Source organism: Aquimonas voraii, assembly GCF_900101825.1.
Classification (GTDB): domain Bacteria; phylum Pseudomonadota; class Gammaproteobacteria; order Xanthomonadales; family Xanthomonadaceae; genus Aquimonas; species Aquimonas voraii.
Genome location: NZ_FNAG01000012.1, coordinates 31442 through 51931, shown reverse-complemented (window position 1 = coordinate 51931; position 20490 = coordinate 31442). Strand labels below are relative to the sequence as shown.

The following is a 20490-nucleotide window of genomic DNA, read 5'->3' as shown; positions in this document are numbered from 1 at the left end:
CTAGGCCGCCGAGTCGACGGCGTTCAGATCGACGTGCACGTGCTCGCCCTGGGCCGGCGCGGGCATGGGTTTCAGACCCAGACGCGCGAACAGGGCCTGGTCCTTCTGCGTGTCGGGATTGCCGGTGGTGAGCAGCTTCTCGCCGTAGAAAATCGAGTTCGCGCCGGCCATGAAGCACAGTGCCTGCAGCTCGTCGCTCATGTCCTCGCGACCGGCCGACAGGCGCACCATCGAAGCCGGCATCAGGATGCGGGCCACCGCAATCGTGCGCACGAACTCCAGCGGGTCGATCTCCGCGGTGCCGTGCAGCGGCGTGCCGGGCACCTGCACCAGGCGGTTGATCGGCACCGAGTCCGGATGTTCGGCCATGTTCGCCAGCGTCTGCAGCAGGCCCGCGCGGTGCTCACGGGTCTCGCCCATGCCGACGATGCCGCCGCAGCAGGTCTTCATGCCGACGCGGCGCACCTGCTCCAGGGTGTCCAGCCGATCCTGGTACTCGCGGGTGCGGATCACGCTGTCGTAGAACTCCGGCGCGGTGTCGAGGTTGTGGTTGTAGTAGGCCAGCCCCGCGCCCTTCAGGCGCTCGGCCTGCTCGGGGGTGAGCATGCCGAGCGTCGCGCAGGTCTCGAGACCCAGCGCATTGACGCCCTCGATCATGGCGGCGACCTTCTCGACGTCGCGGTCCTTCGGCGAGCGCCAGGCCGCGCCCATGCAGAAGCGCGTGGCGCCGGCGGCCTTCGCGGCCCTCGCCTTCTCCAGCACGGCGTCCAGGTCCATCAGCTTGTGTGCGTTCAGGCCCGTGGCGTAGCGCGCGGCCTGCGGGCAGTAGCTGCAGTCCTCGGGACAGCCGCCGGTCTTGACGCTCAACAGGGTGGAGATCTGCACCTCGTCCGGGTTGAAATGCATGCGGTGGACGGTTGCAGCGCGGAACAGAAGCTCGTGGAAGGGCAGCGCGAACAGCGCGACCACTTCCTCGCGGGTCCAGTCGTGACGGAGGGCGGAAGCCATGCGTGAAACTCCCCGCGGACAGCGCGGACAAAGAGGCGGAAGTCTGGAAACCCCTGCTGTGCCTGTCAACTCGATGGCCCGGGGCGTGCTGGAATGAACGCCGGCGTATGGACATGGCGGCGCCCGCTGCAGGCCTTGACCCGGCTGCTGCTGCCGCCTCGCTGCCTGCATTGCGGTGCGCCCGGCGCAGCCGGCCGCGACCTGTGCGCCGATTGCCGCGATTCACTGCCGCACAACGCCTGCGCCTGCCCACGCTGCGCGCTGCCCCTCCCGCAGCCGGCGCCGGCCTGCGGGCGCTGCCTCAAGCGCCCGCCACCGGCGAGCGCTGCGCTGGCACCCTTCGTCTACGCCGATCCAGTCGACCGCTGGCTGCCGCGCTTCAAGTTCGCACACGACCTGGCCGCCGGCCGGGTGCTGGCGGAACTGCTGCTGGAAGACTCAAGGCTGGCGGCCTTGATCGACGGTATCGACGCCGTCGTGCCCCTGCCCCTGCATCGGACGCGGCTGGCCGAGCGCGGCTACAACCAGGCGCTGGAACTGGCGCGGCCGCTGGCGCGCACGCTCGATCTGCCGCTGCGGCAGGACTGGCTGAAGCGGGTTCGCGCCACCGCGCCGCAGACCGGCCTCGACGCCCGCGCGCGTCGGCGCAACCTGCGCGGCGCCTTCGTCGCCAGTGCCGCGATGCGCGGACAGCGCGTGCTGCTGGTCGACGACGTGATCACCACCGGCAGCTCGATGCTCGAAGCCACTCGCGCGTGTCGCCGCGCTGGGGCGATCGAGGTGCGCGTGCTGGCGGTGGCACGGGCGCCCTTGGCCGGCAGACGCTGAGGGCCTTGCAACGGCGCCCAGCACCCCTTTGCGATGAGGAGTACAGGTCCGCCGACGTGAATGACCGCGGCGGGATCGAGCCCTCGGTGGGCCAGGGCCCTCCCTATGCAGAGCCGAAGCCTGCCACCTTCGATGCGACGCGCCGCAGCGCATGCCTGAGGTCCGCGCGAGGCATCGAATCGCGCATGGGCAAGATCCTCGCGAAGGATCAAGAGGCGCCTGGCCCAGCACCGCACCCTGCCGCGCGCCGAGGGCCCGCCTGGCGGGAGCGCGCAGGGTGGGCCCTGGCCCACCATGAGCTCGAAGCGGGCCTGAGCGCTCGGCGTTTCGTAAAGCGAGGCAGCGCGCCAGCACCTATGACCGGGGCGAGCATCCAGGCCCTGGTGGGCCAGGACCCACCCTATGCGGGCTTCAGACCCAAATCGATGACCGCGCCGGCGAACACCACCAGGCCGACCCAGTTGTTGTGCAGGAAGGCCTTGAAGCAGGCCTCGCGCGCGCGGCTGCGGGCCTGCCAGAACTGCCAGGCGATCAGCGCCGCGGCCACGGCAAGTCCGCCGTTCCAGTAGATCCCGAGTTCGGCGCGCTGGCCAACCAGCGTCAGGGTGAGCAGGAAGCTCGCCTGCAGCACGCCGATGCCCATCAGGTCGGCGTCGCCCAGCAGGATCGCCGTGGATTTCGCGCGCATGCGCCGGTCGTCCTCGCGGTCGACCATCGCGTACCAGGTGTCGTAGGCGGTGCTCCAGAGCACGTTGGCCAGGAACAGCAGCCAGGCCAGCGGCGGCACGTCGCCGGTGACCGCGGCGAAGCCCATCGGAATCGACCAGCCGAAGGCGATGCCCAGATAGACCTGCGGGAAGAAGGTGTAGCGCTTCAGCAGCGGATAGGTCGCGGCGAGCACGGCGGCGATGCCGGCAAGCCCGATGGTCAGGGCGTTGGTGAACAGCACCAGCACGAAGGCCACCAGCATGAGCACCGCGAACACCGCCAGGGCCTCGCGAGGCGGCACCGCACCGCTGACGATCGGCCGCTCGCGGGTGCGCGCGACGGCACCATCCAGCCAACGGTCGTGGTAGTCGTTGATCACACACCCGGCCGAGCGCGTCAGCCAGACGCCGGCGACGAAGATGGCCAGCGTCCCCAGCGGCGGAAAGCCTTCGGCCGCCAGCCACAGGCCCCACAGCGTCGGCCACAGCAGCAGCAGCCAGCCGATCGGGCGATCCGCGCGCACCAGTTTCCACCAGTGCGGCAGGCGCTCGCGCCACCAGGCGCTGCTGTAGCGCTCAATGGGCGCAGCCGGCACGGGCGCGCGGCGCGGCGGGCCCGGCGGCTTGGGTCGCGGGCGCTCGCCCGGACGCGGCGGCAGCGGGCGCGGGGCGGGTTTGGGTGGGCGCGGAGTCATGGCCGGTCGCAGCAGGCGGGTGCATTACGTTAGCAGCCGCGTCGCGTCTGGCACTGGAAGTGCTGTCCTGCCTTGCTACAGTGCGGTCCCCAACGCCGAAGGGAGTCGCGCCATGCAAGGGTCCACGCTGAAACCGCCGTCGTATTCCACGCTGACCCGCCGTGCGCTGGCACTGGCGGCCGTGTTCGCGCTCGCTGCCTGCGGCAGCCATGAGGCGCCGCCTAGCGCCAGCGCACCGACCGAGAGCCCGGCGCCCGCCGCGGCACCGGCCATCGCGCGCCCCACCCAGCAGTACAGCATCGAGGACTTCGTCGACACCGTGTCGGTGGCCGGCGCCTCGTTCTCGGCCGACGAGTCGCGCATTCTGTTCTCGTCCAACCGCAGCGGCGTCTGGAACGTCTACGAGATGCCGGTCGGCGGCGGTGAGTGGAAGGCCGTCACCACCAGCAGCACCGACAACAGTTACGGCGTGGCCTTCTTCCCGAAGGACGACCGCCGCCTGATCACCCGCGACCAGGGCGGCAACGAGCTCAACCATCTGTATGTGATCGAGGCCGACGGCAGCGAGCGCGACCTCACCCCGGGCGACAACCTGCGCGCCGAGTTCGGCGGCTTCAGCCACGATGGCGAGAGCTTCTTCGTCATCCACAACGGCCGCGACCCGCGCTTCTTCGACGTCTACCGCTACTCGGCCAAGGACTACACGGCCGAGCTGCTGTTCCAGAACGACGAGGGCTACGAGCCCGTCGCGATCTCCCCCGACCAGCGCTGGATGGCCCTGTCCAAGTCGCTGACCACCAGCGAGAACCAGCTGTGGGTGCGCAACGTCGCCAGCGGCGAGATGCGCGAGGTGTCCAACCCCGACCAGCGCGCCCAGGTCGCGGCCCAGGATTTCAGCCGCGACTCGGGCTGGCTGTACTACACGACCAATGAGGGCACCGAGTTCATGCGCCTGCGCCGCATGAGCCTCACCGACGGCACGCATGAAGAAGTGCAGGCCGCCGACTGGGACATCGTCGCCAGTTACTTCAGCCATGACGGCAAGTATCGAGTCACCGCGGTCAATGTCGACGGCAGTACGCAGATCGAGCTCTACGACGCCGCCACCGGCGCGGCCAAGGCCCTTCCGGAGCTGCCCTCGGGCGAGATCCGCGGAATCTCGATCGCCCGCAGCGAAGACCGCATGGCCTTCTACGTCAACGGCGACCGCCAGCCCAGCGACCTCTATGTGCTCGACTTCGCGGCCAGCGAGCCGGTGCGGCTGACGAATTCGCTGAACCCGAAGATCCAGCCCGAGGACCTTGTGCAGACCGAGGTGGTGCGCTTCAAGAGCTTCGACGGGATGGAGATTCCGAACATCCTGTGGAAGCCGCACCAGGCCACGGCCGAGAACCGCGCGCCGGCCATCGTCTGGGTGCACGGCGGCCCCGGCGGCCAGACCACCCGCGCCTACAGCGCGGTGCTGCAGTACCTCGCCAACCACGGCTATGTGGTGCTCGGCATCAACAACCGCGGCAGTTCGGGCTACGGCAAGACCTTCTTCACCGCCGACGACGGCAAACACGGCCGCGAGCCGCTGTGGGACTGCATCGAGGCCAAGAAGTACCTGCAGAGCCTGCCCTACGTCGACCCGGACCGCATCGGCATCGCCGGCGGCAGCTACGGCGGCTACATGACGCTGGCAGCACTCGCCTTCCATCCGGAGGAGTTCGATGTCGGCGTCAACATCTTCGGCGTCTCCAACTGGCTGCGTACGCTCGAGAGCATCCCGCCCTACTGGGAGAGCTTCCGCGACGCGCTCTACCAGGAGATCGGCAATCCCAACACCCAGCGTGAGTTCCTCACCGAGACCTCGCCGCTGTTCCACGCCGACAAGATCACCAAGCCACTGATGGTGCTGCAGGGCGCCAACGATCCGCGCGTGATCCAGGCCGAGAGCGACGACATCGTCGAGGCCGTGCGCAAGAACGGCGTGCCGGTCGAGTACGTGCTGTTCGAGGACGAGGGCCACGGTTTCTCGAAGAAGGCCAACCAGATCCGCGGCTATGGCGCGATGCTGGCCTTCCTCGACCAGCACCTGAAGAACAAGCCGGTCGGCCATTGAAACCTGCTCCGCGCTGAACGCCGCCAGTCACCCAGGTGTGGCCGGCGGCGTCAGGGCGGGCCCGGCCATGGAGTGTCTGGTGTCTCACAGGTTCGACGGCCGGACCCATCGAAACCAAGGAGAGCGAACGATGAGTGGACGCGGATCCGGCGGCAACGTGATTGCAGCGCTGTGCAGCCTGTTCATCCCGGGCCTCGGCCAGCTGGTGCAGGGGCGCGTGCTGTGGGCCCTGTTCTGGTTCGTGCTGGGCGGCGTGCTGTGGCTGGTGACCTTCACCCTCGGCGGCTGGATCGCCAACCTGCTGGCCTGCATCCACGCGGCGGTGTACGAGCCGCGACGCGGCTGACGAAAACGCACAGCTGCACATCCGACGGCCGGAGTGCGCCATCGCTCCGGCCGTTTTCACGCCTATACTCCGGCTGAACTTTGCAGCCGCGGCGCCAATGATCTTCGACCTGGGCGATGCCTACCCCACCGACGAGACCGAGCGGCAGCTGCCGGACGCGGCCTCGGCGCTCGCCCTGGTCGAGCGCGAACTGCCCGATCTGCTGCCGCGCCTGCGCTGTCGGCACGCTGCATGGGCCCGTCGGTTCGGGCCAGCGGGCGATGGCCGCATTGCCGGCCTCGAAGCCGCCATCGCGCTGGGTGTTGCCCGCCTGGGCCTGCGCCACGGCCGTTACGGCAACGATTTCCACGCCTATCACAACGAAGCCCATGCGCTGCATCTGCTGCTGGAGCGGATCGACAGCCTGTATGCCCATCCCGCTGCCGCTGCGCTTGGACATGAGGACTGGCTGGCGCTGGAACTGTTCGCCGCCACCCATGACCTGCGCCAGCGCGAGCATGGCCATCACGAAGCGCCCGTGGGTGCGAACGAAGCGGCCAGCATCGCTGAAGCGCTGCGCATCCTTGCCGTCTGCGGATTCAGCGCCGAGCGCGAGCCGCAGCTCCATCTGGCGCTGGGGCTGATGATTGCCGGCAGCACCTTCGACGCCCGCCCCTCGCCCAGCGCACCCGACCCCGAGGGCGCGGACAACAGCGCCGAGCTCGTCGCTGGCGGCGGCGCGCTGGCATCGCGCCTGCCGCAGTGGCTGGCGCAACGCGCACCGGCGCTGTCGACGCGGGCTTCGGCGCGGCGCGGCCTGCATCTCGCCTGCATCGCCGCCGACCTCGATACCGCAAACGTCGGCGAACCCTTCGGCGCGCTGCTGCGCAGTGCACGCGAGCTGGCCGAAGAGCGCGAGATGCGCGCCGGCCGTCGGCTGGGCGCGGCCAACTCGGCCCAGCCCTGCCGCGACTTCCTGCTGCATGCGCAGACCCGCTACCTCGAAGAGCTGCACCGCTTCGCTTCGACCGAGGGCGAGGCCTGGCTGGGCGCCGGCAAGCGCGAGAACGTCGTCTGCATGCGCGGGCTGGTGGCTGAACTCGCTCGCCCCAGCTGCAGCTTCCAGCGCGCGGCCAGCGGCAGCGAGGTGTTGCACGCGTTCACCGCCGCCGCCGGTCTGTGCGTGGGCGCGTGATCCCAGCGCGCCCTGCCCCGGGGCCCGGCTGCGGCAGCCGAAATCCTTTGTCCGCGCCAGCACTTGGGCGCGCCGTCCTCGTGCTTCTTGCGCTTGCGCCGGGATGCGAACTGCTATAGTGCGCGGTCCGCTCCCCGCCCCGTGTGCCGCCGTGAAAGACCATTTGCGCGAACTCGTTCTGCAGGCCCTGCTCGACATGAAGCGGGCCGGCGAGTTGTCCTTCGAGAACGAGCCCGACTTCGTCATTGAGCGCAGCAAGAACCGCGAACACGGCGACTACGCCAGCAATGTCGCCCTGCTGCTGTCGAAGGCGGCGGGCCGCAAGCCGCGCGAGCTGGCCGAAGCCATCGCCCGCACCGTGCCGAAGTCGCAGCATATCGAGGCCGTCGAGGTCGCCGGTCCCGGGTTCATCAACTTCCGCCTGAACCAGGCCTGCCGTATCGGCACCCTGCGCCGCGTGCTGGAACAGGGCGAGCGCTATGGCTGCCAGCCCGAGGATTCGCGCGAATCGGTCACCGTCGAGTTCGTCTCGGCGAACCCGAACGGCCCGCTGCACGTCGGCCACGGCCGCGGCGCCGCCTACGGCGCCTCGGTGGCCAACCTGCTGGAGGCCTACGGCCACAGCGTGCAGCGCGAGTACTACGTCAATGACGCGGGCCGGCAGATGGACATCCTCGCCGTCAGCGTCTGGCTACGCTACCTGGAGCTGTGCGGCGAGCAGCCACGGTTCCCCGACAACGGCTACAAGGGCGACTACGTGGTCGACATCGCGCGCGAGCTGCGCAGCGAGATCGGCGATGACTTCCGCCACCGCGCTTCGGAAGTCGAGGCCACCCTGCCCGCCGACGAAAGCCAGGGCGGCGACAAGGAAACCCATATCGACGCCCTGATCGAGCGCTGCAAGCAGCTGCTCGGCAGCGAGGCCGACTACCGCAAGCTGTTCGACAAGGGCCTGAACTGGTGCCTTAAGCTGATTCGCGAGGACCTGGTCGAGTTCGGCGTGGTCCACGACAACTGGTTCAGCGAGCGCTCGCTGATGACCGATTGCTACGTGCAGCGCGCCATCGACACCCTGCAGAAGGCCGGTCACCTGTACGAGAAGGAGGGTGCCCTGTGGTTCCGCGCCACCGACTTCGGTGACGACAAGGACCGTGTGGTCCGCCGCGAGAACGGCGTCACCACCTACTTCGCTTCCGACCTCGGCTACCTGCTCAGCAAGTTCGAGCGCGGCTTCGAACGTGCCCTCTACATCTTCGGCGCCGACCACCACGGCTACATCGCGCGCCTGAAGGCCGCAGCCCAGGGCCTGGGCCTTGATCCGTCGAGGATCGAGATCCAGCTGGTGCAGTTCGCGGTGCTGTACCAGGGCGGCGAGAAGGTGCAGATGAGCACGCGCTCCGGCCAGTTCGTGACCCTGTCCGAACTGCGCGAGGACGTGGGCACCGATGCCGCCCGCTTCTTCTACGTGATGCGCGGCAACGACCAGCACCTCGACTTCGACCTGGACCTCGCCAAGAGCCAGTCCAACGAGAACCCGGTCTACTACATCCAGTACGCGCACGCCCGCGTGCACGCCCTGCTGCGCCAGGCCGCCGAGAAGCACTGGAGCTTCAACCGCACCGCCTGCGACGCCAGCCGCGCGCGTCTGACCGACCCGCGTGAGGACGAACTGCTGGGCGAACTGATGCGCTACCCCGAGGTGGTCGAAGCCGCCGCACTCGGCCGCGCCCCGCAGGTGATCGCCAACTACCTGCGCGAGCTGGCCGCCGGCTTCCACAGCTACTACAACGCGGTCGCCATCCTGGTGCCCGAGGAAGAGCTGCGCCAGGCGCGACTGGGCCTGTGCATCGCGGTGCGCCAAGTGCTGGCCAACGGCCTGCGCCTGCTCGGCGTGTCCGCCCCGGAGCGCATGTAATGGCGGCCCGGCGCGGCAAGCCCAAATCGCAGGCACGGCGCGGCAATGACAATCGCGTACCCGGCTGGGCCTGGCTGCTGGCCGGCGTGCTGCTCGGGCTCGGCATCGCCGCATTCGTGCTGTACCGGGAAGGCTTCAGCGGCAAGCCGGGCGGCCCCACTCCGAACCCCACGGCCACGCCGCCGGCGACCAGCAGCGAGCCCGCTGTAGCGCCACCGCTGGCCGAAACGCCGAAGCGGCCGCGTTACGACTTCTACACGCTCCTGCGCGAGCAGGAGACCGCCGTGTCCGACCGCGAGCTGGCCGAGCGCGCGCGCGCCGAAGCGGAAGCCGCTGCGAAGCAGCGGGCCCAACAGCAGCAACAGCAGGCCCAGCAGCAGACGGAAGCGACCGCCAGCGCGCCGCGCGAGCGCTACCAGCTGCAGGCGGGCGCCTTCCGCGATGCCGCGGACGCCGAGGCGCTGAAGGCGCGGCTGGCCTTGGTCGGCCAATTCGCGCGTGTGCAGACCGACACCATCAACGGCGGCGTCTGGCATCGCGTGCGCCTCGGCCCCTACAGCAGCCCAGGCGAGGCCGAAGCCGCCAAGCGGGCGCTGGCCGCCAACGGCATCGATGCCATCGCGGTGCGTGAAAGCGGGCAGTAAGCGTGGGGTCTCGGCGGCAGCACCACCGCCCGCGCGACACATGCTGCGCCACCGAGACCAGAAAAACGCGAGCGGGGCGAACGTTCGCCCCGGCCCGTCCCGGCCATCCATCGCAGTGGCATACCCCTGCGGCCGTCTGTGCGGCCAGCCCCGACTGACAGTGGTGCCGCAATCCGGCATGCTCGCCAGTCACGAACTTCGGTGAACGTCCACGTGTCGAGCTTCGCGCTCTCCACCCGCCCCGACTACGGCAGCCGCACCAGCCAGCAGCAGGCCATCCTGCGCAGCTACGCGGGCAACCGCGCCGAGGCCGTGGCCGAGCCCGTGCGCACGACCGATACCACTCGCCCGGGCGGCGGCGGTGGCGCCCCCGAGGCCGAGGAAGGCAGTGTGCTGAGCTACCTCAAGGCCGGCCGCAGCCTGCGTTTGAGTCTGGCCGGCGAAACCCTGGGACGCGGCCTCGACATTCGCGTCTAGCGCGCCTGTCCCGACCGCTGCCAGCACACGGCCACCGCGGCAGCGCAGCGAGCGCGAAGCGCGTGGTATCCTTCGCGCCCCGCGCCGGCAGGCCTGCCACGCCGCGGACATCAGCGACACACAATGCGCCTGTAGCTCAGCCGGATAGAGTAGTGGCTTCCGAAGACACTACTCAGGCAAGCGAGGCCCGAGGTGGAGAGGCACAGCGGCTTTACTCGAAAGGGTGAGGCCGGAGAGGAAAAAAGCTTTACAAGACGCGCCTGTAGCTCAGCCGGATAGAGTAGCGGCTTCCGAAGCCGTTGGTCGGGGGTTCGAATCCCTCCAGGCGCGCCATTTCCCTTGTGACAGATCTGTGCCTTGGGTGTGCCAAACCCCTCTCCACGCAGCCGCGCCGACAGAGTAAAGCCCGAACTCTCGCTCGGCGGTTGTTGATGGGGCTGCCCTCAAGTTCAAACTCTGCGACAGCACACGCAAGGCGCCGGGCCTCACCCGACAGATCTCCGTGGCCGGTATTTGGTTCGAACACAAAGTCGCAGGCCCAGACCTGGTTCGGCCCGGTGGCCGGTATCGACCGCGGCCTGGAAGCGGCGATTCGCCTGCGTGGCCGCTTCTTCGGCGCCTGCAGCCGGGCCTGCCGCCACAGCCGGAACATCCGGTCCCAGCCGAGATGGAAGCCCTCGCGCTCCAGATAGATATGGATCCGGCGATAGCAAAACCGCGGATACAGCGCGGCGTAGTGCTTCATGCGTTCGATGACCGCAGCATCCTTGGCAGGCAAGCGAGCTTCGTAGCGCAGCGCCGAGCGGGCCAGCCCGATCCGGAACCCCACAGCTAGCTCACTTGAGCAACGTGCCGCTTAGTGCCGGCAACCCGAGCGAGCTTTCCCTCCCGCATGAGCAGCCCGAGGAGGCTGTACGACAGATAGTCCTTCGATCCTCCGCCGTAGTCGCTACGCAGGCCGAGCATGCTCGCAGCATCGGAGTTCGAGATACCAGTCGGATTCGCCTTGGCCAGCTCCAGAACGGCGTCCTTTAGAAGGGCCAGACCAATCTGAGCCTTCTCCCTTACGCCAGACGGGACAACCAGCGAGCTACGGCTCTTGTTTACCAACCCGCTTGGCAGAACGGAATTCAGGAGCATCCCCCCAGTATCGAGGGTGCCAAAAGCGGCAATAAGCTCGGCCTCAATTCTCAACGCTTGCTCTTCTGTGAGCCCGTCCACGAGCCGGGTTACCAGCACCTGACGCCCTGAGGCCATGATCTCGGAGATCTTGCTTCCCTTCTTTGAATCGTCTGGCCTTACAAGATGGTCATGGGAGCGCGTCCCGGTTCCTTTACCTATGTAGAACGGCTGGGCGGGCGCCATCCGTGGATCTTTCAGCGCATAAACGTAATACGCATTGTCGGACACAGCCCACCTCTCTTAGGAACGCAACTTAAGACCAAAAGCGTAACTAGGCGATAAATCGACACGACGAAAAGTCATTCCTTGGCCCACTCACCCCGTCTGTAGAAGGGCGCGCCGCGGACGAACTCACCTTGCACGTCATGAGTCTTGTAGAGACATTCATGGACGCCAAGGCTACGGATACGCTCCGCCAATTGCGGCAATCCCACCGCATCACTAAAGCCAAGCGCCGAAAGCTCCTGCGGACGAACGTTCGGGACCTTGTGTATGAACCAGGAAAGCAAAGGCTCCCGGTAGTCCGTCGCACCTGCCTTGAAGTGACTCAAGTACTGCGAAGCGAGGATCACCCCGACGCCAAACTCACGTCCCTGCAGGAGGACCCGACGCAGGACGTCGAATTCATACTTCATGATGTTGTCGGCCTCGTCAACGAGCAGCATGGAGTCGACAACACGCATATTGCGGTTCTCCCCAAGGAAAGGCCGCTTCTGTATCCGCAGCATGTGCTCGTAGAAGACGTTGAGCATGATGGCCACGAGCATGTTCTTGGTCCGGTCATCGGAACCAAGTTCATTTAGCGATATCACGACCACTCCGCGCAGGAATTCGGCCGACGAAACAACGACACTTGGATCCGGCGTGAAGAGCTCCATGTCTACGAGGTCGCCTAGGATTCCCGACAGGGAGTCCGCGCCTCCATCAAGTGCTTCTACGTAATTTCGATGGACGTCGTAAATCGTTGGATACTGCCCTTCGGCGGCTTGCACATATGCGTCCTTGACGGAGTTCTTAAGGCGGTCTCGCTGCTTCGGCCCGATCCCTGAATAGATCTTGTCCAGAACGTCGGAGAAGAACTTGTAGCGCTCGAGCTTTGGATTGATGGACTGCGATGCAGTTGAAACATCGAACAAGTTGAGAGGAAGGTGATGAGGGCTAATGACCCTGGCAGCTACCGCATCAACGAACTCCTTCGAAGAGTAATCCTTTTTGTAGTCGAAGATGAGGACGCTCGGCTCAATACCTCTATTTCCATCTTTCCCCTTGGCTATCTGGTAAACCAGAGACTGGAGCAGCTGCGTCTTACCGGTCCCCAGATCGCCGACGACTCCCATGTTCATTTGGTTCAGGGCCGTGTTGCCAAGATTCAGCCGCCGAATTTGGCTCTCAAACCCATCGATCGTTTCACCGACCCGAATGATCAGCCCGGACTGGGCCATGCCGCCATCCACGTCGATGGCTCCCGGGGAGGCCGGCTGCGACGCGCCCATGGCTTCGACTCCCGAAGACGGCAGCGAGCTGCCCTCGGGCCCCGCCGTTGCTTGGAGCGCGTGAAGGGACGGCACCTCAACGCCGCCATCCACCAAGGGCGCAGTCTCATGGGCCACGGGCGGCGATTGATTGGAGAGTCCGGCATCCCTCCCTTCAGGGAACATTTCCCAGCCACCTAGCTTCTGCTTCATGGCCGTGCAGAGCGCATCGTGCTCGCCACGGATGAAAAGCGCAGCATCCTTGTGCGAGAGCTCGATAGTCTCGTGGAAACCATCTCCATCTGTATCCCTCGGACCACTTTGGCTAGAGCCATCGATCACGATCAGGCGGCCTCTCGAATCCACCCGCACATCGGCCTGGGAGCTCAGGATTGCTTCCATGACTCGTGCGTGCAGGCGCGACCAGTCTCCCGACTTGCCTTGGGCTGCCAGACGTTGGCTGTAAACACGGAATGCGTACCCGATCATCGAGGTCAAGAGGTTCTGGTGCGCAATCCGCCAGAGAACCATCTCTTGATCCTCAGAATACGTTGCCAGCATTGCATCTAGCAGGGATGCCAGCGAGCGTGCCTGGGCAAGCGCGGCTTCTCGATCGGATTGCGGCATCGCCGCTCCAGCACCCCGGTTCTTGACCTCGATGGGAGTCAGTCGGACCTGAACTCCCAGGTCACTGATTCGCACCGTCGCGACCAATAGGTCTGGGCGGTGGAGCGTAGGGCGCTTTAGCGCCTTCGCGAGATCGTCAAGATAGCCCTGGAATGGATCCACCGGAATGACGAGAGCAAGCTCTTCGATGTCTCCCTCCCTGCGCCAAGGCGTCAGGAGACCAGCGCCTGATTCGGCCGCCCGGAAGCTATCCTGAAGCAGCCTCGTGGCCACGAGTAGCCCCAAATCACCCGTCGCGCCAGAATCACCTGCGGCGAGGCCCCTGACGGTTGGAATACCACGCCGTGCGACCTCCTCGACTATTCCAGCAAGCACGGCTTCCGGCATCTCCTCGCAACCGGGGAACCTCTTGACCACGCTTCTCAGGGTTTCGAGGTCGAGATCCTTGATCCGTGACAACAAGTAGTAGCCATTGCTGTCTCCGGCACGACCTGAGTACGACGGGAGCTCGTAGTCCCAAAGATAGGTGCCCTCCAACCAACTTCCGAGAAAGCAGGCCGGGTCAACGCTCGAAGAGGAAACTGCGGCAAATTCCGCGCTCTCCAGCGCCCCCTTGATCACATGAATGCTAGGGGCGAATACGTAACCAAGGCGTTGCTCCGAGATGTTCTCGAGCGACGAGATGGCACTTGCTACAGCGTCGGCCAGCCCGTCGCCAGTGGGCGCCGCGGGACCAGACATGCGCGACTCACGGAGCAGTTGACCCCCCGCCATGCTGGAAGGCTCCCGAATTCGGGTCCTCACGAGCCCACCGAAGCCCAACGGAGAATTTAGTTTGGTTGGGAGTGCACCGGGATTGGAGGTCTCAAGCTGGGCGATGATCGCTAGATCGGGAGCCTCGCCGGCCACCGTGCCGGAATACCAGTGCACGGCGTTCGCCGTATCCTCGGCCAGATTTGAAATCTCCGCATCATCAGGCCGGGCATCTTCCGGTCTGTCGTCGTAGATCCTGACCTCGCTGGCCCCGACCCAGGCGTCCAAGCCTGCCGCCCTATCCCCGCCGCCGAAGTACTTCCTGCCCCAGGAAAGCAGACCTTCATTGCACGCATTGTTCTGGCTCGCGGTACTGGACACCAGGACGCCGACGACCGGCTTCGCCACCAGCATCGAACAGATGTCCTCGAGCGCTTTGTGCACCTGCGAAACACTAAACCCACCGGAGATTCCGCCGACGAGTAGGCCAAACTCCCGGTCAAGCGGGGCTGTCGCCCCATGTGAAGAAAGGGCTTCCAAGCGCCCCGCGTTCCAAAGAATCGACCAGTAGTCCGAACTGCATTCGACCGAGAAAAAAGTGGCGTTGGTCTTGCCACCCATGGCGTTTCTCAGTGGGAGAGTGATCGCATCGGGCACACAATCCGGATCGAGGATGCTGGCGGCTGGACAAGGTCTCTTTCGTGCGGCAAGGAACATGGCTCGCTGGGCCACACAGTGCCAAGCAAGTCTTACCGGATGCATCGGGCTAACTATCACCGCATCCGGCTCTTGCACCAAGGTAAGTCCGTTAGGCTCGAGCCGCGCGACCAACCCTACGTCACACCAAACCGCCCCATCTGGATCGCTCGCAAGCCAGTGCATGTAGGATTTCAAGTAGACGTCTATTTCCCCGGCGAAATCGGGATCCGTTGCCATCCACTCACCGAGCGGCACACCTTCGACCAAGCCATTTCCGTCACCACCCCTGATCCTGGCGGCCAGTGCGGCTCTGGCATCTATGAAAGCCTGCGGCGGCGCCATTTCTTCCGGCGAGGGCCGGGGATCGCACAGGAAGCTAGCCTTCGAGAAGATCGTGTCATCTGCGCCAGTCCAGTCCCGCCTGTGCCAGTCGGCGGCATAGTCCGCGGCCATAACGAAGGGATAATAGGAGCGACCAGCGCGCCCCTGCTCCAGCATCCAACCTTGAAGCTGCGCACTTCTTAGCTGAGCATTAACGTGGACCGCGCTGGGCTTCCGACCGCTAGAGTTCTTAAGGAGCTGCAATTCGAAGTGGCTTGAGCACTCTTCCGGGCTTGATTGCTCCGCCGACAATTCGATCCGGATGACCTGATCATCCGCAACCTCCGGAACCCTGAGCGTGATGTCGAAGAAGCATTCCCCTTCGATTTCGATTTCGACCCCGAACTCGCCCTCCGCGACCATGCCGATTGGCGCCGTGATGGACGGGTCTGGATTTCCTTCCTCGTCACTACCGGTGGCGAGCATTGACGCGAGCTCGACGCCCGGCCTTAAGTAGATGTCAAGGTAGTGCCTCCCCTGCCCGGAGAGAGACAGCGACGCCTCTAACTTCGCTGCTTTTGAGCGTTTCGGGAGGGAACCTTTTGTCGCCGTCGTCGCAGAGGCAACCACCCCAGGGAGCCAGCCATCCATTGAGACAATTCGAACGCTCGCCTTCTTTCCGGCTGATCCTTCGAGGCTTGCCGAGTACTTCATCGGACTCTTGTGGGGGGGGATCTCGTCGTCCTCGACGTGGATCATGCGTTCCGCGTCAACTGTCCAAACCTTCGTCGCCGCCTTCGCACCCGGGACCTCGCGGATAACCTCCAACCGCCTGCCCACGTACTTCTCTGGAACCTCGATCCTAAGTTGCACGGATCCCTTGACGACGGGAACCATGCCCTTAAGGTGCGAAATCATCGGATTGGCACACTGAATAATGATGTCGCCGCCCGCATCGGGTAGAGCGCCATCATCGAGCAACTCTTCCCAGCGCTCGACAGTGAGCGACTTCCACCAGACTTCGCCAGCGATGGCGTCCGAAGGCATGTACGCATATGGCGCACATCGCCGAACCGCAGTAACCACATCGCACCTGCCCCTCATATTCGAGAGGCACGCGGTGATGTGTTCTTTTTCGATATCGTCCCTGGCTTTTTGCAGAAGGGACGACAGTAAGCCACCGAAGTTCTCGGCTTCGATCCTGTCCACGATGGCTGAAAGGATGGCGGTCTTGGATCTCGGTTCAATACTTCCGTCGCTAGAGGGCGGGAATCCGGCGGCCAAGCTAACGAGTTGGTCAAGAGACAAGCCGCGTTCTTTTAGCTCCCACAACCGTTCGATGACGCGCCAGGCTCCAACTCTCGCTACTTCGTGCTGATCTGCCGCGTCGGCGGCGATCATCGCCTCCTTTAGTAGATCCTTGGCAGCCGCGGCGTCGCGACCGGAGAGTTCTGAGAGGGCAGAATCAACAAGCGACTGAATGAATGGATCAGACCACCAGGCAATGATCGAGGCACCGCCCTCGTTTACCGATGGCTCGAGTCCAAGCGAAGTTCGAGTTGATTCATGCGTATCGCTCGCTTGAGCACCGGGCTCGACAAGAACTAGGAAAACACCATTCCTGTCGTTCCTGACGGCAGCGAGTCCATGGAACTGAAGGCATCCCGACTGTGTGGCGGAGCCGATGGGAAACCCTGTAGGGAGGCGGTCGACCTGAAGGATCACGGGATACTGAACCGCCTGACCATCGGCCCTTGTCGCTTCGATCAGCGATCGACCGTGGATAAGATGCCCAAATACTTGATTCAGGATGTGCTTTGGCGGGCCGCAGAAGACTGCGCGACACTCCATATTCCCGGCCACCAGCGTCGCGATCTCACGCGCCATGGCTTTTTCGACCCAGCTTGCAATTCCCTTGGCTAGCGTGCTCATCATTGCCTCCTTCCTCAGGCTACGAACGGGGGCACAAGGAGCATACCGCTCTCGGCATCCGGGCTATCCAGTACGAGTCCGAGCATTCGGAGTTGCTTTCCAAGGACGCTATCGTTGACGCCGTGGAGATCAAACTCGATGCCGTAGCTCCCGAGATGGGATGAAAGCCTTTGTATCGATCGCGGTCCATCCACCGCATGTAGGCACGAGTGGACCATCGCAAGTACGGCAGCGGGCCCTAGAGATAGAACCCATGGCGCGTTCCTGGCATCCCCGTTCTTCCTGAGGAAATAGCTCTGGTCGTACCCGCGGAGTGCCTGGTCCATCGTCTGCCTCTGTCCAAGCGTGTACTGGCTGAATTCCAGAAGGTTTGCTCCGACTCCTTTCTTACAGCCAATGGTCCTGACTTCCTTGTCTTGCAGGGAATGGAAGGCATCCATGACGCCACGGGCCTTGAGCCCCCCTGCGTTGGCCTGAACGCTCTTGATGAAGTCAAGGATTTCTTCGGACGAACAAAGTCGACTTGAGCCCACGCCAAGTTCGTCCAGCGTCCAAAGGACACAGTTGATTCCCAGGCGTGCGGATAGGTATCGAGAGGCCAGGTCCCGAATCGCTGGGACAGCGGGATTCCCGAACGAGAGCGTCCGCCGCCTGACGGCCAGAATGTCGGTTCTTATGGCGGCGGCATCGGCGGGCACGCCACTCGCCTCGCCCTCGAGCGCCGCACGCATCGCACGCCACAAGCGGTCATTGACGTCGCACAGCCACAGCACATGGCTGACCGATCCAATTCGAAGTAGCGCCTCGAGCAGTGTGATCCACTGCCGCCGCGTCATGGCGGACTTCGCATCCAAGATTCCTCGCAGGTCCACCACGAACTGCCGAGCGGGATAGGAAACTCCCCGTCTATCGGATTGCGGAAGCAAATCTGGTTGATCCATCGGTCTTGGGGCCCACGCTATTTGCTCTGGGCGCCTGGGACTAAATTCTGTTTGGAGCCATCTTGCCCAGACATCATCCGCTTCCGTCACGGACAAAGCATCGTAGAGTTCGCCCCAAAGCGTTTCCGCGCCCTCCATGGTCTCCGACCCGATTCCGACCATTTGCTTGATCAGCCGCCCCGGGTTCCAGGAGTTTCCTCCAAGGCGCGCGGCGCCCGAGTAGATGGCCGCGTCGGGAACGACCGGGGACAGCGATAGGAATCGCTTGGAGGATTGCTGCGCAACCTTAGGACTTTGCACGACACGATCCACGACCGTGCGCCAGGCTTCTGGGCTCAGACCACCAGCTGCGTTCTGCTTTCTGCGTTCCTTGTCCAGCGCCTTCCTGAAATCATTGCCAAGCGAGGGCACTTTCTCCTCGGAAACCCCGTCAAAGCCGACGGCGCGGTAGAGCGAAGACAGGACGACCTCGCCAGTTGCGAACTCCGGGGCAGACCTCATACCAAAAGAGGATTCGTTGAAGGCTCGGTGCGAGGCTTCTTTCTTCCATGGTGAAGCGAGAAACTCCTGCATGGACATCAAGCACCCTCCTGGCGGATGACGAAACTTCCAAAGGTCCGCACTATGACCTCATCCCTGATTCCGATCCGGATCTCCGCACCTTCCAGAGCGTCTTCGTCTCGCACGATCGCTCCCGCAAGACCAGCTCGGGTCGTATCGAGAAGCGCGACCACCGACCTCGGAAGTGACGACGCGACCATGCCACGCCTAAGGGATTTCGTCGCCTTGAAGAGATCGAAGGTCAGGGCTATGGGCCTGGCGTTGCCTTGTGCGCCGACCCTCAGGAAGGGCATCGGCGATCTCGGCCGCTCAACACCCTCCAAGGCGGGCACCGGCTTAACGCGCTGAATGTCCGTGGTAAGCATCGCGCGCCGCTCTGGGGGAGGCAGCGGCTCACCAAAGGTGTTGTTGAGACAAACAACGAACCGGCGATTGACGTTGAGAAGTGCCTCGACCTGCCTGATCGCCTGCTGCAGCGCCGACGAATCGCCATTGGTGACGCGGTGGAACTCCTCGAGGACGTCGGCATCCTTTGTGACACAACACCTGACGCCAATCGACCTCCTTGCCAGCCTGCACGCGATGGCCCTCAGAAGCGCCTGGACTCGAATTGCTGTCGCCGGCCGAGATCGCCTGACTAAGTGATCAGACAACTTATTGTCGGCCTCCTCAAGGACCTTGAGTGCTGAAATCTCGATCTCCGAGAGGCACTGATATTCTTGGAGGTACTCTCTGCCTCCTTGGATGGACAGGCTGAACCGCCTATCCAAGTCTTCGTAACGAATAACAGTATTAGCGCTTACCCTAACCTCGAAGGTGGGGCTTGCCTTTGCTGGATCCAATACGGATGACATGCCGGAGAGCTGGGCACGGAGGGTTGCCGTCGACTCCCGCCGCTTATCCAGCGCCAGGAACTGCTGGATAGCCACAAGCGCCGGGAAATCACCAAGCCCTAGGTCGGCGATGTCTCTTCGGAGACCCGACGCATGCTCGATTGGCCAGTCGCCAAAGAGCGCGTGTTGGTATTGGGAAGCCAGCAACCGAAAGACTCCGCGCTTTCGGAGTACATCGGCCTTGCGCGGGTCGCCGCCGGGGGGATTCAGTTGTTTTGCCGCCCATTTGCAGGGCGAATAACCGGACGCATCGGCATTGCTAGGGGTTCCAGCCAACAGGTGGGCGACAAGGGAAAACAGGTCCCTGAAGTTCCAGCGCTTTCCGCTCGCCAGCTCATACCATCGGAGCAGCTTGGCGAGAGATCCCGCATGGGGCTCGCCGGAAAGGAGCCTGCGACTTGTGCAAAACGGGCAATACTGACCCGCTTCGCATGCCCCGAAATCAGGCCAATGGTCGGCATTGGCCGCAATATGAAGAACCTGCTCCGCGGGTGAAGGTTGACCCTGGACGCCTGCGACCAAGGTCTCCACATCCATTGGCCAGACTGCGATGCCCGGATATCCCTGCAGAGGCCAGCATGAGACGCCATGGGCCGCCATCGACACCGACCGGATGATTTGCTTCAGCAAAGCACCAATTTCTGTGTCACCTCTTTCCGTCGCAAGTATCAGGGCATCATCTAGGACGCCGCGATTTATGCACGCTAAATAGATGCGCTTTGACACGTTGTCTTCGACGAGTCCTGCTAGGTCGTTGCAGAGCAATTGCGCCGGAAGATCAGGAGAGCCCGGATTCCCCTCCGAGGCGTCTTGGACAATCGAGATTGTCCCGCTCGAGCGCCCCCCTGAAAGCGCCCCAAGATCCACCTCCACAAGGCGTCCTGGGGGGACTCCATCCTTGGACTCGAAGACAGCCGCAAGCTTGTCGATGAGCGCTCCGCTCAGCGCAAGCCTTGAGTCAATTCGGCGAAGCGTCTGCTCAATTGCCTCTGTCTTGCCGTTTCCCGGCCCTCCCAACAGCAACACCGCCCGCGGAATGCCCGGCTCGAACTGGACGACGCTATCCGACCATTCCCAGAGACGGGTGAGTAGAGGAGTCTCTATCACCTTCCCGACGGGGCGGCCGCTGCCGCCGTAGAAGAGTTTCTTGACTCCTCCAGCCCGATTGCCCGACCAATCAAGCAATCCATCGGGGTATTTCGTCATCGTCT

13 protein-coding genes and 1 tRNA gene are annotated in these 20490 nt (G+C 64.3%); 8 read left to right on the top strand and 6 right to left on the bottom strand.

What is annotated here, in order from left to right; genetic code table 11:
- Positions 1 to 1008, bottom strand: coding sequence for a biotin synthase BioB (gene bioB / locus BLP83_RS15055; RefSeq protein WP_091244591.1), 1008 nt, complete (start codon positions 1006 to 1008; stop codon positions 1 to 3).
- A gap of 93 nt (positions 1009 to 1101) precedes the next feature.
- On the opposite strand from bioB, the gene BLP83_RS15050 reads away from it, so the two are divergent.
- The gene (locus tag BLP83_RS15050) at positions 1102 to 1836 is read left to right on the top strand and encodes a ComF family protein (protein WP_091244588.1); all 735 of its coding nucleotides are present in this window, start codon (positions 1102 to 1104) and stop codon (positions 1834 to 1836) included.
- 400 nt (positions 1837 to 2236) lie between these two features.
- Here the strand turns inward: BLP83_RS15050 and ubiA are convergent, their stop codons facing one another.
- A complete protein-coding gene (ubiA, locus tag BLP83_RS15045; protein ID WP_091244585.1) occupies positions 2237 to 3238 on the bottom strand; it encodes a 4-hydroxybenzoate octaprenyltransferase in 1002 nt (333 codons plus the stop codon).
- Positions 3239 to 3350: 112 nt separating this feature from the next.
- On the opposite strand from ubiA, the gene BLP83_RS15040 reads away from it, so the two are divergent.
- The 7 genes from BLP83_RS15040 (at position 3351) to BLP83_RS15010 (ending at position 10231) form a co-directional block, all read left to right on the top strand.
- Positions 3351 to 5342, top strand: coding sequence for a S9 family peptidase (locus BLP83_RS15040; protein WP_091244582.1), 1992 nt, complete (start codon positions 3351 to 3353; stop codon positions 5340 to 5342).
- Positions 5343 to 5472: 130 nt separating this feature from the next.
- Positions 5473 to 5688: a hypothetical protein gene (locus BLP83_RS15035; RefSeq protein ID WP_091244580.1), complete on the top strand. Its 216-nt coding sequence runs from the start codon at positions 5473 to 5475 to the stop codon at positions 5686 to 5688.
- A 97-nt stretch (positions 5689 to 5785) separates the two neighbouring features.
- The gene (locus tag BLP83_RS15030; RefSeq protein ID WP_091244577.1) at positions 5786 to 6862 is read left to right on the top strand and encodes a hypothetical protein; all 1077 of its coding nucleotides are present in this window, start codon (positions 5786 to 5788) and stop codon (positions 6860 to 6862) included.
- Between the two features lie 151 nt (positions 6863 to 7013).
- The gene (gene argS, locus BLP83_RS15025) at positions 7014 to 8777 is read left to right on the top strand and encodes an arginine--tRNA ligase (protein WP_091244575.1); all 1764 of its coding nucleotides are present in this window, start codon (positions 7014 to 7016) and stop codon (positions 8775 to 8777) included.
- Positions 8777 to 9421, top strand: a complete 645-nt coding sequence (locus BLP83_RS15020; protein WP_091244573.1) for an SPOR domain-containing protein — start codon at positions 8777 to 8779, stop codon at positions 9419 to 9421. The genes argS and BLP83_RS15020 overlap by 1 nt, the downstream gene beginning before the upstream one ends.
- Positions 9422 to 9622: 201 nt before the next feature.
- Positions 9623 to 9898 (top strand): hypothetical protein, encoded by a 276-nt coding sequence (locus BLP83_RS15015; RefSeq protein WP_091244570.1) that lies wholly within the window; start codon positions 9623 to 9625, stop codon positions 9896 to 9898.
- A gap of 256 nt (positions 9899 to 10154) precedes the next feature.
- A tRNA-Arg gene (locus tag BLP83_RS15010) sits at positions 10155 to 10231 on the top strand.
- Positions 10232 to 10729: 498 nt separating this feature from the next.
- Here the strand turns inward: BLP83_RS15010 and BLP83_RS15005 are convergent.
- From BLP83_RS15005 to BLP83_RS18405, 4 genes are all read right to left on the bottom strand, one after another.
- Positions 10730 to 11263 (bottom strand): GIY-YIG nuclease family protein, encoded by a 534-nt coding sequence (locus tag BLP83_RS15005; protein WP_091244567.1) that lies wholly within the window; start codon positions 11261 to 11263, stop codon positions 10730 to 10732.
- 116 nt (positions 11264 to 11379) lie between these two features.
- Positions 11380 to 16884: an ATP-binding protein gene (locus tag BLP83_RS15000; RefSeq protein WP_143006708.1), complete on the bottom strand. Its 5505-nt coding sequence runs from the start codon at positions 16882 to 16884 to the stop codon at positions 11380 to 11382.
- A gap of 14 nt (positions 16885 to 16898) precedes the next feature.
- The gene (locus BLP83_RS14995) at positions 16899 to 18404 is read right to left on the bottom strand and encodes a hypothetical protein (protein WP_143006707.1); all 1506 of its coding nucleotides are present in this window, start codon (positions 18402 to 18404) and stop codon (positions 16899 to 16901) included.
- Entirely contained in the window at positions 18404 to 20485 is a 2082-nt protein-coding gene (locus tag BLP83_RS18405) for a hypothetical protein (RefSeq protein WP_143006706.1), read from the bottom strand. Before BLP83_RS18405 ends, BLP83_RS14995 begins: the two co-directional genes overlap by 1 nt.
- Positions 20486 to 20490 lie beyond the last annotated feature (5 nt).

Excerpts from the sequence above, each read along its gene's own strand:
- bioB (WP_091244591.1), bottom strand. The coding sequence starts at position 1,008 with ATGGCTTCCGCCCTCCGTCACGACTGGACCCGCGAGGAAGTGGTCGCG.
- BLP83_RS15050 (WP_091244588.1), top strand. The coding sequence starts at position 1,102 with ATGAACGCCGGCGTATGGACATGGCGGCGCCCGCTGCAGGCCTTGACC.
- ubiA (WP_091244585.1), bottom strand. The coding sequence starts at position 3,238 with ATGACTCCGCGCCCACCCAAACCCGCCCCGCGCCCGCTGCCGCCGCGT.
- BLP83_RS15040 (WP_091244582.1), top strand. The coding sequence starts at position 3,351 with ATGCAAGGGTCCACGCTGAAACCGCCGTCGTATTCCACGCTGACCCGC.
- BLP83_RS15035 (WP_091244580.1), top strand. The coding sequence starts at position 5,473 with ATGAGTGGACGCGGATCCGGCGGCAACGTGATTGCAGCGCTGTGCAGC.
- BLP83_RS15030 (WP_091244577.1), top strand. The coding sequence starts at position 5,786 with ATGATCTTCGACCTGGGCGATGCCTACCCCACCGACGAGACCGAGCGG.
- BLP83_RS15020 (WP_091244573.1), top strand. The coding sequence starts at position 8,777 with ATGGCGGCCCGGCGCGGCAAGCCCAAATCGCAGGCACGGCGCGGCAAT.
- BLP83_RS15005 (WP_091244567.1), bottom strand. The coding sequence starts at position 11,263 with ATGGCGCCCGCCCAGCCGTTCTACATAGGTAAAGGAACCGGGACGCGC.
- BLP83_RS15000 (WP_143006708.1), bottom strand. The coding sequence starts at position 16,884 with ATGAGCACGCTAGCCAAGGGAATTGCAAGCTGGGTCGAAAAAGCCATG.
- BLP83_RS14995 (WP_143006707.1), bottom strand. The coding sequence starts at position 18,404 with ATGTCCATGCAGGAGTTTCTCGCTTCACCATGGAAGAAAGAAGCCTCG.
- BLP83_RS18405 (WP_143006706.1), bottom strand. The coding sequence starts at position 20,485 with ATGACGAAATACCCCGATGGATTGCTTGATTGGTCGGGCAATCGGGCT.